This is a genomic window from Cryobacterium zongtaii (assembly GCF_002909375.1).
In the GTDB taxonomy this organism is placed as follows: Bacteria; Actinomycetota; Actinomycetes; order Actinomycetales; family Microbacteriaceae; genus Cryobacterium; species Cryobacterium zongtaii.
This window is the reverse complement of the sequence record NZ_PPXD01000009.1, coordinates 135,023-149,795: the sequence shown is the minus strand read 5'-3', so window position 1 is coordinate 149,795 and position 14,773 is coordinate 135,023. Positions and strand designations below refer to the sequence as shown.

The following is a 14,773-nucleotide window of genomic DNA, read 5'->3' as shown; positions in this document are numbered from 1 at the left end:
CGGATGGCCGGAAAGACGCCCCGCGATTCAACCCCGGGTGCGGGTGCACACTTGTGCATCTCAGCCGCCTCGGCGTGTTGCGAAAGTCAGTGCACCCGCACGGCCTCGTTGTGCTCCACGAGGTGCCAGGTGGTGCCCTCGTCGTCGCTCACCCAGCCCTCCCAGGTGTAACCGTCCTCGGTGATCGAGGTGAAGTTCCAGCGCACCGGGCGACCGTCGGTGCCGGTGCCGTCCTGGCGCAGGCCGTTGCGGTACGGGGTGGCGATCAGGTGGCAGTACTCGCCGATCGTCGGGGCGAAGGAGCTCACCCGCCAGGCACCGGCCAGCTGGTCGTAGACCCGCACGGCGGTGGCGACGGTCTCGAAGCCGGACGGGTGCGTGGCGCTGGCCTCGACCTCCACGTCCTGCACCGCGCGCCCGTCGAGGATGAACTGCACGATCCAGGTGAACTCGCGTTCAGTCCACTCCCCCGTGGCCTCGTCGAGCCGGCTGCCGTGCGCAGCCCAGGTGCCCACGAGCTGGCCGAATCGGCGCATGCGCCCGGGGTATTCCGGGGTGGGACCGTCGGCGATCAGCGCCTCGGCAAAACGGGACTCTGAGGTGGTCATGCCTCGATTTTACCGGGCGCACGTAACGCGCGCATGAACATGGCGTTCCAGGTCAGCCGCCGAGGCTGCCGGCATCCGTGGTGCCCACGTCGGTGCGGTGAAAGTTCAGATGCGAGCGGGAGGCCGTGGGGCCGCGCTGGCCCTGATACCGGGAACTGTACGCGGCAGAACCGTAGGGCTTCTCGGACGGCGAGCTGAGCTGGAAAAAGCACAGCTGGCCGATCTTCATACCCGGCCAGAGCTTGATCGGCAGGGTGGCCACGTTGCTGAGTTCCAGGGTGACGTGCCCGGTGAAGCCCGGGTCGATGAATCCGGCGGTGGAGTGGGTGAGCAGGCCGAGCCGGCCCAACGAGCTCTTGCCCTCGAGGCGGGCGGCCACGTCATCGGGCAGGGTGACGGCCTCGAAGGTGGCGCCGAGCACAAATTCGCCCGGGTGCAGGATGAACGGTTCGTCACCCTTGGCCTCGATCAGCCGGGTGAGTTCGGGCTGGTCTTCGGCGGGGTCGATGAACGGATACTTGTGGTTGTCGAACAGCCTGAAGAACCGATCGAGCCGCACGTCGATGCTCGACGGCTGGATCATCTCCGGGTCGTAGGGGGCGAGCGCGATTCGTTCCGCGTCGATCTGGGCCTTGATGTCACGATCCGAGAGAAGCACGGTGCCAGCCTATCGGCGTGGCCCCGCCCGGAGCGTGTGGTTTCCCAGCGTGACTTTCGGCGGCGCCGAGCCGATCAGGCAGCGGCCGTCGCGACCAGCTTCGCGATGCTCGCTGCACTGTGATCGTTCAGTTCGCGCAGCGCATAGGAGGTGGGCCACATCCCGCCGTCGTCGTCGAGGTTGGCCTGGGCGCTGAAGCCGAGAGTCGAGTAGCGCTCCTTATCGTCTTGGCCACTGCGGAAGAACACCACGACCTTGCCGGCCTTGGCCCAGCCGGGCTGGCCGTAATAGAGCTTGGGCAGCAGCTCGGGGGCGGCCTCGGTGACGATGCCGTGCAGACGCTCGGCCATCTGGCGGTCGGGCTCTTTCATCTCGGCGATCTTCGCCATCATGGTCGCCTCATCCGCAGCCGCCTTGTCCTCGGCACGGCCGCGACGGGCGTCGGCTTTGAGTTCGGCGGCACGGGCCTTCATCGCGGCGCGCTCTTCCGCAGAGAAGCCTCCCGCCGACTCGGCGCCGACCTGGTTGCCGCTGGTTTTCGGTTCGGTGCTCATCGCGTTGGGCCCTTTCGTCGGCGGACCGTCCCATGTTCGCACCTCGGCGGCCGAGGCTCAAGGAAGTCGGTGCCAGCCTGACGGTCGAGGCTTGGTAGGATGGCGGTTCCAGTTCAGCTTCGGCGGCCTGGACGCGCGGATGTAGTTCAATGGTAGAACTTCAGCTTCCCAAGCTGATAGCGCGGGTTCGATTCCCGTCATCCGCTCCAAACTTCGGTCGGCCCAATAGAATCCGGCATGAGCACTCTTCCTCCTGAGCACATCCCACTCGCGCACTCGGCCGTTCCGGACGCGTCCGGCCGCCGCTTTTGGGGAATCGGTTTCCTCTGGTTTGTTCCGTTGTTCGGCGCGCTGCTTGCTCCGGTTCTGCTTGGCATTTTCGCAGCTCAGAACCGCCGGCACCCGGACTCGCTGGTGCGGGAGAATTCCCGATGGGCAGCGAACTGGGTGCTGACCGTGACGCTTGTCGCAGCGATCGGGGCGGCCATTGTGGTATTCGACGGGATCATCGGGCTCGTTCTGACTGGAGAAAGCGAGAGCGGGCCGTCGCCCGCCCTTCTTCTGGCAGATTTGCTGCTGTGGGCGGCTGTGATCGGACACCTCGTTGTGTCCATCGTCGGGGTGGTGCGGGCACGCACCCGAATAGTCAATCCGAAGATCGCGATTCCCTTTATCCCTGCCCTAAAAGTTGACGTGTCGATGGAATTGGGACAGCCCGCTCTGGCGCGAGAAACGCCATGAGTCGCACGATCGTCGAGCGCGAGATCACCGAGTCGGTTTCGCTGTGCCTGCCCGACGGGCGGCTCAACCCCGCCGCCGTCGGTTGGAGCAGAAGGCCTCTGCACGACACTGCAGGCATCGACGGCCGCAGCAGCTGGGGCCGCAATAAGCGCTGGGAGTATTGGGGCGTCACCACGCCCGCCCACATCGTGACTCTGACCGTGTCCTCGCTCGACTACGCAGCGGTGCACAACATCTTGATCTACGACCGCGTATCGGGAACGACGATGGAACGCGGCGCCGTCGCACCGCTGGGATCCAGTGCCACCCTGCCGGCATCCCTCGGCGCCTCATCCGCCCGGGCGCGCACCCGGTCGCTCACGATCGACATCGACGAGGTACCCGGCGGCACCCGCCTGCGCGGTCGCGCCGTGGGGGTGGCCTTCGACATCACCGCCGTGCGTCCGGCCGGCCACGAGGCGCTGGCCGTCGTGGTTCCGTGGTCCCAGAGCCGCTTCCAGTACACCGTCAAAGACGTGGCCCGTCCGGCCGAGGGCTGGGTCGAGGTCCAGGGTGACCGGTTTGAGTTTCCGGCCGGCGACAGTTGGGCGGTGCTCGACCACGGCCGCGGTCGCTGGCCGTACAAGATGACCTGGAATTGGGGCGCGGCGTCGGGAATCGTCGACGGACGCACCATCGGCCTCCAGCTGGGCGGCCGCTGGACGGACGGCACCGGTTCGACCGAGAACGCGGTGCTCATCGACGGAACGCTCCACAAGGTCAGCGATGAACTCGACTGGGTCTACGACGAAGCCGACTGGCTCGCCCCGTGGCGAATTCACGGAGCGAGCCTCGACCTGCGTTTCGACCCGTTCTGGGACCATGCCAGCAAGACCGAGCTTCTGGTCTTCGGCAGCCGCGGTCACCAGTGTTTCGGCCACTATTCAGGCTGGGTCGACACCGACCTGGGACGCATCCGGGTCGACGATCTGTTGGGCTGGGCGGAAGACGTGCGCAACCGCTGGTAGGACCGACTGCTCAACCCTTGAGGCCGCCGGCCAGGAGGTCCGCCCGCCAGAATCGCTGCAGCACCAGAAGCAGGATGATCAGCGGGATGATCGAGACCGCCGAGCCCATGATCACCAGGGGGTAGAGGTCACTGTCGCCCGCGCCCTTGGAAAGGAACGTGTACAGACCGAGTGTGACGGGGTACTTGCTCTGGTCGGAAAGCATGATGAACGGCAGCAGGAAGTTGTTCCAGATGCCCACGAACTGGAGCAGGAACACCGTCACGAGCCCCTGAGACATCATCGGCAGCGCGATCGCACCGAAGATCCGCACCTCGCTGGCACCGTCGAGTCGGGCTGCCTCAAGGGTGTCGTCGGGCACGGCCGCCGCGGCGAATACCCGGCAGAGGAAGATCCCGAACGGGTTGATGATGACGGGCAGCAAGACCGACCAATACGAGCCGGCGATTCCGACGCTGGCCAGAAGCAGGTACTGCGGCACCGCCAGCACGATGCCGGGCACCAGCACCCCGGCGAGGATGACCGCGAAAAGCAGGTCGCGACCGGCAAAGCGGAACTTCGCGAGCGCGTAGCCGGCCATCGCCGAGACGAGGGTCGACGCGAGCGCGCCGACGCCGGCGTAGAGCAGGCTGTTGAGGCCCCATTGCCAGAACTGCCCGCCGGCGTAGTCGTTCAGGCTGACCAGGTTGTCGATGAAGCCGCTGCCCGGAGAAAACGAGAACGTGGTGAACAGTTCACGGGGCGACTTGGAAGAGGCAATCACCACCCACGCGACGGGGATCAGGCAGTACAGCGCGCCCAGCAGCAGCACCGTGGTGGCCAGCCGCGGGGTGGACGCGCGTCGCTTGACCGTGCCGCGGCCATCAATGCGGCGGGAGCCTGGCCGTGGTGGGGCAGTGCGGGAGCGAGTGAGGGTGCTCATGAGTTTTCTCCGAAGGTTCGACGCTGGAAGAAGCGGAGCAGGACGAGCGAGAACAGCAGGATGCCGCCCGCCAGCACGACCGACGCCGCTGCCGCCCCGCCGAGGTTGTCGTTCATGAACGCCTCTTGGTAGATCTTCATCAGTGGCACCCAGGTAGAAGAGATGGTGGTGGTCATCGGGCGCAGCGTCGCGGGCTCGCTATAGAGCTGGAGGGTTCCGATCACCGAGAACAGCCCGGTGAGCACGAGCGCGGGAGAGACGAGCGGCACCTTGATGCGCCAGGCGATCTGCAGCTCGTTGGCTCCGTCGATGCGGGCAGCCTCGTAGATCTCCGACGGGATGGCACGCAGCGAGGTGTAGATGATGATCATGTTGAAACCCACCCCCGACCACAGCGCAATGTTCGCGAGGGAGAAATACAGGGCGGGGTAGCCGAAGAAGTCCAGCGGCCCGGCACCGAGTTCGCGTGCGATGAAGTTGACCGGGCTGGTGCTGGGCAAATACAGGAAGCCCCACAGCAGACTCGCGATCACCCCAGGCACGGCGTACGGGATGAAGATCGCGGTGCGCGAGAAGCTGCGGGCGCGCACTCGGGGCGTGTCGAGGAGGAGCGCGAACAGCAGGGCCAGCCCGAGCACGCTCGGGATGGCGATGACGCCGTAAATGAGAACCCGGCCGAGCCCTGCCACGAATTCGGGATCGGTGAGGGCCGCGGCGTAGTTGTCGAAGCCGATCCAGGTCTCGACGCGGCGGCCGAATGCCCCGCCGCCCTCGACGCGGAAGCCGCGGAAGCTGAGGTAGATGGAGTACCCGATCGGGATGATCAGAAACACCACGAAAAACAGGATCGCCGGAGCGGCGAACATCCACGGCACCAGGGAGCTGCGGTGGGAGCGCCGGCGTGCGGGCTTCGGTCGGTCGGTGAGCGGTGGGGTCCGGGCGACGGTGACGGTCATAGTCGGTCCTGATCTGGGGTTGGAGGCGGCAGCTGCGGGTGGTTCCGGGGGCGGTGGCCCCGCCCCCGGAACCGGATCACTCTGAGACTGTGTAGCCCTGCGTCTCGAGGTCTTCGACCACGGTGGCCTGGGTGGCCTTGTACACGTCACGGAACGATTCCTTGTTCAGCGCGGCGGCATTGAGTGCGTCACCGAGCGCCGTCTGGGCCACGTTCACGTTCGGTCCCCAGGTCACCGGGATGGTTGTGTCCGTGATGACCTGGTCGGCGACCGCGTAGAAGTCGGTCTGTTGCGGCATCAGCTTGGGCGGATCGGCGGTAAGTGTCGCTTCTCGACCGGCGTTTCCGCCCGGGTAGATGTCCAGGCTCAACAGGAGCTCTGAGCCTTCGTCTGAGGCACCGAGCCAGGCCGCGAACTCTGCGGCCGCCTTGGCGTTCTTGGACTTCTCGGGCACGAGGAAGGTGGATCCACCCTGGAACGACACGGCCGCATCGCCGGGCGTCCATTGCGGCAGCGGCGCGGATTCCCACTTGCCTGCGGTGTCGGGTGCGACGGAGTAGATGACGCTCGGCACCCACGACGCGGCTGCCCAGCTGAGGATCTTGCCCGAGTTGACCTGAGCGTTCCACTCCGGGGTGAGCAGCGGCTCGACGATGACCAGATCCCTATCCACGAGGTCCTGCCAGTAGTCGGCGGTGGCCAGGGACTCCTCGCTGTCGATGCCGACGGTCCAGGACTCGCCGTCGTTGGTCCACCACTCGGCTCCGGCCTGGGCGGCATGGGCGGCGAAGAATTCGAACTGCGTCGCCGAGAAGCTCGCGATGTAGGCGGTCGGGTCCGCGGCGCGAATCACTGCCGCGGCCTCGGCGTACTCGGCCCAAGTGGTCGGGACCTTGGCCCCGTACTGCTCGAACAGATCGGCCCGGTAGGTGAACATCATCGGCCCGATGTCCTGCGGCACGCCGTACACCTGTTCGTTCAGGGTGGTTAGCTCCCACACGTTCTCGTCGACGGCATCCTTCGAGTCGGCGACGTCGGCGGTGATGTCTTTCACAACGCCGGCAACAACCAGCGACGGCAGCGCGCGGTACTCGACCTGTACGACGTCGGGGGTCTCGTTTGCGCGGTCGGCGGCGAGCAGCTTGGAGGAGGTCTCGGCGGTTCCGCCGACCTCAGAGAGCTTGATGGTGACGCCGGGATTGGCCTTTTCGTAGGTGTCGATGATGGCCTCCGCGGCGGGGTCACCGCCCTTGAGGCTGTAGGTCCAGAACTCCAATGTGACCGGTCCGTCCGAGGAGGACTCGGCGGCGCTGGAGCAGCCGGACAGCATGAATGCGAGCGCGGCGGTCGCCACGATCCCGCCGATTGTGAGCGCGCGGCGGGGCCGGATTCCGCTCCGGGCATTCAATCCCTGGGCCTGGGCAATAGACATCCCACATCTCCTTCGACGTGTCATCGCTCCGACGGATGCCGGATGCGTTGGGTGGCTTGTGGTGCCGAGATCTATAGTGATGTTAACGTTGTCATTCTGTCAAGCCTGCTTTTCGTCTCCCAAGGGAACCCATGCCTGTCTTCTCGAACCCCGTCATCTCCGGCTTCCACCCGGACCCCTCGGTCTGCCGGGTGGGCGACGACTACTACCTCGCGGTCTCCTCGTTCACGTTCCTGCCAGGCATCCCGATCTTCCACAGCACGAACCTGATCGATTGGGAGCCGATCGGTCACGTGTTCGACCGGCCTGGCGTCATCGACCTCGCCGGCCTCCACGTCTCGGACGGCCTGTGGGCGCCGACGATCCGCCATCACGCCGGGCTCTTCTACGTGGTCACGACCATCACCCGCGGTCGGCAGGGGGCCACGACCATCCTCGCGACGGCCGCCGAACCGGACGGGCCGTGGTCCGACCCGGTTGTGCTCGAGGCCGAGGGCATCGATCCCTCCCTCTTCTTCGATGATGACGGTCGGTGTTGGTTCACCGGCTGCCGCGATGCGGCCGAACCGGCGGTCACGGGCCCCGGCGAGCTCTGGATGCGGGAACTCGACCTCACCACGTTGCGGCTGGTGGGGCCCAGTCACATCCTGTGGCACGGCGCGATGCGCGGCGCCTGGGTCGAGGCCCCGCACCTCTACCGGCGGGACGGCGCGTACTACCTGGTGGCCGCCGAGGGCGGAACCGAGGGCAACCACGCCGTCACCGTGGCCCGCGCCGAGACCGTGACCGGGCCCTACCTCGGTGACCCCCGCAATCCCCTGCTCACGCATCGTCACCTGGCCCCCGATACGCCCATCCAGAACGTCGGTCACGCCGACCTCGTCGACACCGCGGATGGCGAGACCTGGGCGGTACTCCTCGCCACCCGCCCGGTCTCCGGCTACCACCTCTTGGGCCGGGAGGTCTTCCTGGTACGCGTGGACTGGACCCCGCGGGGGCCGGTCTTCGCGCCCGGAATCGGGGAAGTGCGCAGCGTCGACGAACGTCCCCGCATCAGTTTGGCGGCCGGACCGGATGCCGCCGTGACGGCGGTTCGATCGGCCCCGAGCCGCCCTGGCCTGGGCTGGGTCTCGCTGCGTGAACTGCCCGCCGTGGCGGATCCCACCGGCGATTTCACCCTCGCGCTTCGGCCCGACACCCTGGCTGGCGTCGGCCGGCCGGCCTTCCTCGGGCGGCGGCACGCGCATCCGGAGTTCACCTCGTCGCTCGTGGTCGATTTCGAGCCGACCGCGACCGGCGAGGAAGCCGGCTACGCGATCCATCAGGGGGCAACCGGGTACGCCACCGTCACGGTGCAGCGAGGTCAGGATGGGCGCGAGATCGTACTCACGGTGGTCGCCGGAAGCGTGCGCACGGAGTGCAACCGGGTGAGCGTGCCCGACGGTGCCGTGCGAATCGTCGTCGGCGCCGTAGGGCTGGGCTACGTCGTGGAGTTCGCGACCGTCGATGACCTGGAACCGCGCCCACTAGGGCGGGTTGACGGGCGGCACCTCAGCACGGAACGTGTGGGCGGGTTTGTGGGCGTCGTGCTGGGCCCGTACGCCACGTCGAACGGGCAACCGACGATCGCGTCCGCCCGGTTCACCGGGTTCACCTACGCCGGAGCTTGCTAGCGGGACGGCGGCAGGGTGCTGGCGCGCACGATCAGATCCGGTGGGATCCGCTTGATCGCCGGCGCTTCACCCTGGAGCATGCCCATGAGCATCCGGATGGAGAGGGCACCGAGGGTCACGAAGTCCTGACGCACTGTCGTGAGCGCCGGCACCAGGAAGCCGGCCCCCGCCATGTCGTCGAACCCGACCAGGGAAACGTCGGTGGGCACGCGGATGCCGTGTTGAGCGAATGCTGCGAGCACGCCCATGGCCATCTGATCGTTGCCGGCGAAGATGGCCGTCGGCAGTGGACCGCCACGCTCGACAAGTTGACTGGCCAGCTGAAAACCGCTCTCGGCGGTGAAGTCGCCCTCGAGAACCACAGGGGCAGCGACGTCGGCCTTCGCCAGCTCGTCCCGCCAGCCTTCGACGCGCGCCCTGGCGTCGTAGGTACGTAGCGCTCCACTGAGGTGCACGACGTCGGTGTGACCGAGATCGAGCAGGTGACGAACGGCCAGTCGGGCGCCGAGCTGCTGATCGAGCTCCACGAAGCCGAGACCGGCCCGTTCCACCTGACCCGACATCACGACGGCGGTCGGAACGGTGATCTTCACGTTCTCGAGCGCCTCCACCGCGACCGGACGGTCGGCGATCACAGCGATCGCCTCCACGGATTGGTCGGTCAACCGGCTCAGCGCCTCTTCGAGGTCGGCCGTGTCGCCACCGTGCCAGCTGGCGAGATTGACCCAGTATCCGGCCGCCTTGGCCTCGGTCTCGATGCCGAGCAGCACCCGGGGCAGCTCGAAGAGCTCTGAGCCCGCGATCACCACGCCAATCGTCGCCGACCGTCCGCTCTTCAGGGCGCGGGCGATGCTGTTGCGACGGTAACCGAGCTCGTCGATGGCGGCCTGCACTCGTTCGCGGGTCTCCGGCCGCACCGGCGGATACCCGTTCAGGACACGGGACACTGTGACATGGGAGACACCGGCAAGCCGGGCGACATCAACCATGCCTGGTGGCCTTGCCATGCTGCCTCCATCCCGCTTCACGTGCCGCGGTTCAGCACTCTTCGTCGATCCTCGCACACCTCCGTCGATGGGCCTGGCTGTGTCATGGTGCACAATCCTGCGTCCGCTCGGAGCTTCGTGAGGCACAATGGTCCCCACGAGTTTCTGCCAACGGAGGACAGCATGCCCGGCGACACCCAGGACGAACCGATTCAGGCCCAGCACAGCACAACCGAGGACGACAAAGTGGCGGGCATCCTGTTGCAGCAGGAAGCGGACCTGGCCGGTCACGACGAGGCCCAGGTCTTGGTTGCATTACGCCAACGCTTCGCCGACGGCGGCCACCAGGTGACTGACGAGGCGCTTCAGGAGCACGCCCGTCGCATCGCGGGCCTCGAACCGAACGCCTTCTCGAAGGAGTAGGCGCATCGCCCCCTGACCCCGCGAGCTAGGGAAACAGCGTCTCCAACGCCGGGTGCAGGTGTTTCGTGCGCAGAGCAACTGTCGCCTGGTCGGCGCCCGCGGCGAGCGCCGCCTCCGTGGAGGCGCCTGACAGGGTGGCGTCGAGAAAACCCGCGAAGAATGCATCGCCGGCGCCGTTCGTGTCCCGCACCTGAACGGGCACGGCAGCCACCCGGTGCAGGCCCTCGGCGTCGACGGCCATGGCGCCCTCTGCGCCGAGCGTGCACACGACGGCCGTGGTGCCGGCCGCCACACGGGCCCGCATGAACGCCGACGGATCGCTCATGCCGTCGGCATTCATGAAGATGTAGTCGGCCGCCCGGATGAAGGGCTCGTGGAACTCGGACCGGCCGTCATAGTCGTGGACATCGGTCCAGACGGGGACGCCGGCCGCGATAGCCGTGGGGAGCAGGGCTCGGGAGGTTTGGGAGAGGTCCATCACCAGGGCTGCGGCGCCCCGGCTCAACGCCGTGAACTGGGCGACGTCGGGTTCGGTGAACGCCGGCACCGAGAGGTACACGGAGACCCGCTCCCCCGCCCGGGTCATCAGGTTCAGGTGTCGTTCGCCGGCACCCGGCACCACCGACGCGGTCACCTGGATTCCCGCCGCCTCGAGAACGGAACGCACCCGTCTTGACGTGTCGTCGTCGCCGAGCAGGGTCTGGCATTCGACAGCCCGCCCGAGCCCGGTCAGGTGCAGCGCCTTTCCCGCGGAGGTGCCACCGACGGTCTGGAAATCCTCGAGGGCGAACGTGACGTGCGGGCGCGGCTCCGGCAGCTGGTCGAGGTAGACGAGGGTGTTCCACGACACCGGTCCGCATACAACGATGTGACCCGCGCCGATGGCGCCCCCAGCGGATGCTCTGCTCATCCGCTCAGGCTACGGCACGGCCGCTTGGCGACTCGATGTGCCACAGCCGGTGCGGATTTTTGCCGGTCCCTACCCGGCTCGGAGCGGGCGAGACCACGCAACCTCACGGCTGAGCTGGCCGGATTGGACGAAGTGTTGCACCTGGTGGGTACCGGCGAGCGCCCTGGCGAGGTCGTCGCGGTCGGCAGCCTCGAAGCCCAGTTTCTGCCAGAAAGGCCCGGACCGTCGACTGAACAGCCACGCCCGCTGCGCTCCGCTTTCAGCAGCCCGCGCCAGGGCGAACAGGGCCAGCCGGGTGCCCTCGCCGGTTCGCTGGGTGAGTGGATGAACCGCCACGCTCCGAATGAGCGCGTGCTCCTGGTCATCGCTGAGCTCGAATCCCGTGCACGCCACGATGCTGCCGACCGCATCCCGTTCGATCCAGAGGTGCACCGTGGGAGCGTCAAGCCCGCTCAGCGTCAGATCTACCTCGCGGAGGAAGTCGGTCAGGTCGGCCGTATCGCCGGGCGACACTGGAGTGAGGGACGACATGGGCCCAGGTCACTGGGGCGGTTCATCGCGATCCGCAAGTCAACTCGCGAGAGCCCGGGCGGCGTGACTAGGAACGCACCGACTTGCGCTCGTAGATGATCATCGACCAGGCGTAGCCGATGACCGTGATCACCACGCACCAGCCGACCGCGAGCACAGCGTTCCAACCGAGCGGGGTGCCGAGCAGCAGCCCGCGGAGGGTCTCCACGATCGGCGTGAACGGCTGGTACTCCGCGAACCACTGCAGCCCGGCCGGCATCGACTCGGTCGGTACGAAGCCGCTGCCGAGGAACGGCAGCAAAACCAGCAGGAGCGGCAGGTTGCTCGCCGTCTCCACCGATTTGGCCTGCATGCCCATCCCCACGGCGATCCAGGTGATCGCGAAGGCGATCAGCGCGATCAGGCCGAAGGTGGCGAGCCACTCGATGGGGGTGGCGGTGGGCCGGAACCCGATCAGGACACCGACGCCGAGCACCAGCGCGACGGCGATGATCGCCTGGATGGTGTTGCCGAGCACGTGCCCGGCGAGCACCGCCGCGCGGGAGATCGCCATGGTGCGAAACCTCGCGGTGATGCCCTCGGTCATGTCCATCGAGACCGTCGTGGCGGTGCCGCCGGCGGTGCCGGCGATGGTGATCGCCAGGATGCCCGGCATCACGTAGGCGAGGTACGCCGCCCTCCCGCCGGCCGAGTCCACGCCCGGCAGGCCGGCCCCGAGGGTGCCGCCGAAGACGAACACGAACATCAGCAGGATCACCACCGGACCCACGATGGTGAACACTGACAGGCCCGGGTAGCGAATCATGTGCAGCAGGTTGCGGCGCAGCATTGTGATCGCGTCGGTCACGACATAGGACCGATGACGGCTGCCCTGCACGGTCGGGCGCGGGGCGGTGATGGTGGTCATGACTTAAGTTCCCTTCGAATCGGCCCGGCCGGACGATTCCTTCGTGCCGGTCAGCGCGAAGAACACGTCATCAAGGTCCGGGGTGTGGATGCTGAGGTCGTCGACCTCGAGATGGGCCGCGTCGAGGCGGTCCAGCACGGCGCGCAGCGCGCCGACGCCGCCGGCGCTGGGCACGGTGAGCACCAGTCCGGCGTCATCACGAGCAGAGCCATCGCGAGCCGACTGCTTGAGCAGGCGGGCGGCGGTGTCCAGCGCCGCGGCATCCGCAAAGCGAAGCCGGATGTGACCGCCCGGTACGAGGCTCTTGAGCTCGTCGGGCGTGCCGTCGGCGACGATGCGACCGCCGTCGAGCACCGCGATGTGGTCCGCGAGCTGGTCCGCCTCCTCGAGGTGCTGGGTGGTGAGCAAGACCGTGGTGCCCTCCGACACCAGGCCACGCACGATGTCCCACACGGTGTGCCTGCTGCGCGGGTCCAGGCCCGTGGTGGGCTCGTCAAGGAAGATCACGCTCGGCGCCTGGACCAGGGTCATCGCGAGGTCGAGGCGGCGGCGCATGCCGCCGGAGTAGGTGGCGAGTGGCTTGCGCGCGGCCTCGACGAGGTCGAACTGCTCGAGCAGTTCGGCCACCCGCGACTTCGAGCGTTTCGCGCCGAGGTGACGCAGCCGGGCCATCAGCAGGAGGTTCTCCTCGCCGGTGAGCAGGCCGTCGACCGCGGAGAACTGGCCGGTGAGACCGATCGCCGCGCGCACACCGTCGGGGTCGCGCGAAACGTCGCATCCCGCGACGGTGAGGGTGCCGGCATCCGCCCGCACGAGCGTGGAGAGGATGTGCACGGTGGTGGTCTTACCGGCGCCGTTCGGGCCGAGCAGCGCGGTCACGGTGCCCGCCTTCACGGTGAGGTCGACGTCGTCGAGAACGGTCTTGCTGCCGTAGGACTTACGCAATCCCTGCACGGCGATCGCGGTGGTGGTCATGATGTTCTACCCTTCGCTTCGGTGCGCGCACTCAGCGCGCGCGGTGGATGCCGATGTCGCCGAACGCGGTGCGCGCACGCACCGCCACGGTCTGCTCGGACGGGTCTGGGGCACTGTCGCCGTCGAGCTCGTTGCGCAGGCGGCCGTTCTTGGAGGCCAGGTCGAGCCAGGCGGGAACGCCGGGACGCACACCGATGCTGACCTGGCCGAAGCCGCTCTCGACCTGCACCGACCCGCTCGAGATCTCTCCCAGCTGGATGCTGCCGTAGGCGGTTTTCGCCGACACGGCGGCGAGCGCCCGGGTGATCTCGAGGTCGCCGTAGGAGAGCTTCGCGTCGAGATCGCCGCCGGACTCCCCCACCGATATGTTGCCGTGCGATGCCTTGAGGATCGCGTTGCCGGTGACAGTGCCGATCCGGAGCTGACCGTGATCGGCGGTGATCTCGATGTCTCCCTCGGCGGCGCCGACGGTGGCGTTGCCGTTGCCGGCGCGCAGCCACAGGTCGCCGGTGGTATCGACCTCCGCCGCACCGTTCGAGCATTTGATCCGGGTGGCGCCGAGGCGTCCGGTTGCGCGCACATTGCCCGATGAAATCTCGGCAGTGAGCCGCGATCCCATCGGCAGCTCGATGAGCACGTCCACCGACTCGCTGGGGCCGATGATGCTGAAGCGGGGCTTCGGGCCGGTGACGGTGAGACGCTGGCCGTCGAAGTCCACTCTGGTCTCCTCGGCACCGCGGCGGTCGACTGCCCTGGCCGGGCTGGTGGGTGACACCGTCACGACGGTGTCGGTTCGGTCGCTGGCGACGACGTCGATTGCGCCGACCGGCAGGTGGATGGCGAGGTCGATCGGGTTGGGGGTGTTGTAGGTGGGCATGCTGATGCGTCCCTCTCTGTGGGCTGTGCAATGTGGGTACGACGGACCGACCCCGCGGGTGCGCGTGGTTGGAGTATTCAGCGTGCTGGGCGGGTTAGCGCGCCCAGCCCGCGAAGTTGTCGCCGGTGCGCAGGGTGCGCTGCACGGAACGGCGTTGCTTGGGTTGCAGAGCGGCCGCCGTCGCACGCACCAGCCAGGTGTTCACCGACAGACCGTCGGCCGCCGCCGCTTCGTCCACCCGCGCCTTGAGGGCGTCCGGCAGACGGAGGGTGGTGCGAGAGGTGCTCGCCTCGTCGAGGTCGACGGATGCGGCGGGCCGCTCGTCGCTCTCCGGCTCGGTGTTCGGCGCGGTGACGACGAACTCGATCTCGCGGCCGCGCAGCCGCAGGTCGACGGAGCCGGGGGCGAGGTCGCGGGTAATTTCGCCCACCGCGGCCGACAGCACGTCGAGGAGCACGAGCCGCGCCGCTGCATCCAGCCCGGCGGCGAGGCGCTCGGCGACGGCGCGAGTGTCCTCCGCACCGTTCTCCGCGGCATCCACCAGCTGACGCTGAAGGTCATTGACGTACGGTCCAAGTTCCATGCCACCATCATGACACCACGATGGTGTCAC

17 protein-coding genes and 1 tRNA gene are annotated in these 14,773 nt (G+C 67.6%); 5 read left to right on the top strand and 13 right to left on the bottom strand.

From position 1 onward, the window contains the following. Positions 1–86: 86 nt before the first annotated feature. The 3 genes from C3B61_RS08840 to C3B61_RS08830 form a co-directional block, all read right to left on the bottom strand. Positions 87–608 (bottom strand): hypothetical protein, encoded by a 522-nt coding sequence (locus C3B61_RS08840; protein WP_088457627.1) that lies wholly within the window; start codon positions 606–608, stop codon positions 87–89. 52 nt (positions 609–660) lie between these two features. Continuing rightward, complete coding sequence (gene dcd / locus C3B61_RS08835; protein ID WP_103460275.1) at positions 661–1,266, bottom strand: dCTP deaminase; 606 nt, start codon at positions 1,264–1,266, stop codon at positions 661–663. 74 nt (positions 1,267–1,340) lie between these two features. Further along, the gene (locus C3B61_RS08830) at positions 1,341–1,820 is read right to left on the bottom strand and encodes a DUF1801 domain-containing protein (RefSeq protein WP_103460274.1); all 480 of its coding nucleotides are present in this window, start codon (positions 1,818–1,820) and stop codon (positions 1,341–1,343) included. Positions 1,821–1,955: 135 nt separating this feature from the next. Between C3B61_RS08830 and C3B61_RS08825 the strand changes: the two genes are divergently transcribed. From C3B61_RS08825 to C3B61_RS08815, 3 genes are all read left to right on the top strand, one after another. Beyond that, positions 1,956–2,029: transfer RNA gene (locus tag C3B61_RS08825), tRNA-Gly, on the top strand. A gap of 28 nt (positions 2,030–2,057) precedes the next feature. Further along, positions 2,058–2,561, top strand: coding sequence for a magnetosome magnetite crystal formation protein family (locus C3B61_RS08820; RefSeq protein WP_103460273.1), 504 nt, complete (start codon positions 2,058–2,060; stop codon positions 2,559–2,561). Further along, on the top strand, positions 2,558–3,568 hold the full coding sequence (locus tag C3B61_RS08815; protein WP_103460272.1) for a DUF2804 domain-containing protein: 1,011 nt from the start codon (positions 2,558–2,560) through the stop codon (positions 3,566–3,568). Before C3B61_RS08820 ends, C3B61_RS08815 begins: the two co-directional genes overlap by 4 nt. A gap of 10 nt (positions 3,569–3,578) precedes the next feature. Here C3B61_RS08815 and C3B61_RS08810 read toward each other — a convergent pair whose 3' ends face one another. The 3 genes from C3B61_RS08810 to C3B61_RS08800 all read right to left on the bottom strand — a co-directional run bounded on the left by C3B61_RS08810 (position 3,579) and on the right by C3B61_RS08800 (position 6,878). Beyond that, on the bottom strand, positions 3,579–4,490 hold the full coding sequence (locus tag C3B61_RS08810) for a carbohydrate ABC transporter permease (RefSeq protein WP_103460271.1): 912 nt from the start codon (positions 4,488–4,490) through the stop codon (positions 3,579–3,581). Next, positions 4,487–5,446, bottom strand: coding sequence for a carbohydrate ABC transporter permease (locus C3B61_RS08805; protein ID WP_103460270.1), 960 nt, complete (start codon positions 5,444–5,446; stop codon positions 4,487–4,489). Before C3B61_RS08805 ends, C3B61_RS08810 begins: the two co-directional genes overlap by 4 nt. Positions 5,447–5,522: 76 nt before the next feature. Then, positions 5,523–6,878, bottom strand: a complete 1,356-nt coding sequence (locus C3B61_RS08800; protein ID WP_244285888.1) for an ABC transporter substrate-binding protein — start codon at positions 6,876–6,878, stop codon at positions 5,523–5,525. A 131-nt stretch (positions 6,879–7,009) separates the two neighbouring features. Between C3B61_RS08800 and C3B61_RS08795 the strand changes: the two genes are divergently transcribed. Beyond that, positions 7,010–8,551 (top strand): glycoside hydrolase family 43 protein, encoded by a 1,542-nt coding sequence (locus tag C3B61_RS08795; RefSeq protein WP_103460269.1) that lies wholly within the window; start codon positions 7,010–7,012, stop codon positions 8,549–8,551. On the opposite strand, the gene C3B61_RS08790 is transcribed toward C3B61_RS08795, so the two are convergent. Further along, entirely contained in the window at positions 8,548–9,558 is a 1,011-nt protein-coding gene (locus C3B61_RS08790; RefSeq protein WP_103460268.1) for a LacI family DNA-binding transcriptional regulator, read from the bottom strand. The two genes, C3B61_RS08795 and C3B61_RS08790, sit on opposite strands and share 4 nt — an antisense overlap. 162 nt (positions 9,559–9,720) lie before the next feature. On the opposite strand from C3B61_RS08790, the gene C3B61_RS08785 reads away from it, so the two are divergent. After that, positions 9,721–9,960, top strand: a complete 240-nt coding sequence (locus C3B61_RS08785; protein ID WP_088457632.1) for a hypothetical protein — start codon at positions 9,721–9,723, stop codon at positions 9,958–9,960. Between the two features lie 25 nt (positions 9,961–9,985). On the opposite strand, the gene C3B61_RS08780 is transcribed toward C3B61_RS08785, so the two are convergent. The 6 genes from C3B61_RS08780 to C3B61_RS08755 form a co-directional block, all read right to left on the bottom strand. Further along, positions 9,986–10,870, bottom strand: coding sequence for a carbohydrate kinase family protein (locus tag C3B61_RS08780; RefSeq protein ID WP_103460267.1), 885 nt, complete (start codon positions 10,868–10,870; stop codon positions 9,986–9,988). Between the two features lie 69 nt (positions 10,871–10,939). Next, positions 10,940–11,401 (bottom strand): GNAT family N-acetyltransferase, encoded by a 462-nt coding sequence (locus C3B61_RS08775; RefSeq protein ID WP_088457634.1) that lies wholly within the window; start codon positions 11,399–11,401, stop codon positions 10,940–10,942. Positions 11,402–11,468: 67 nt separating this feature from the next. Continuing rightward, the gene (locus C3B61_RS08770; protein ID WP_103460266.1) at positions 11,469–12,308 is read right to left on the bottom strand and encodes an ABC transporter permease; all 840 of its coding nucleotides are present in this window, start codon (positions 12,306–12,308) and stop codon (positions 11,469–11,471) included. A 3-nt stretch (positions 12,309–12,311) separates the two neighbouring features. Then, positions 12,312–13,283, bottom strand: coding sequence for an ATP-binding cassette domain-containing protein (locus C3B61_RS08765; RefSeq protein WP_103460265.1), 972 nt, complete (start codon positions 13,281–13,283; stop codon positions 12,312–12,314). 31 nt (positions 13,284–13,314) lie between these two features. After that, positions 13,315–14,160 (bottom strand): DUF4097 family beta strand repeat-containing protein, encoded by an 846-nt coding sequence (locus tag C3B61_RS08760; protein WP_103460264.1) that lies wholly within the window; start codon positions 14,158–14,160, stop codon positions 13,315–13,317. 94 nt (positions 14,161–14,254) lie between these two features. Continuing rightward, on the bottom strand, positions 14,255–14,743 hold the full coding sequence (locus C3B61_RS08755; RefSeq protein WP_088457638.1) for a type II toxin-antitoxin system HicB family antitoxin: 489 nt from the start codon (positions 14,741–14,743) through the stop codon (positions 14,255–14,257). Positions 14,744–14,773: the final 30 nt, after the last annotated feature.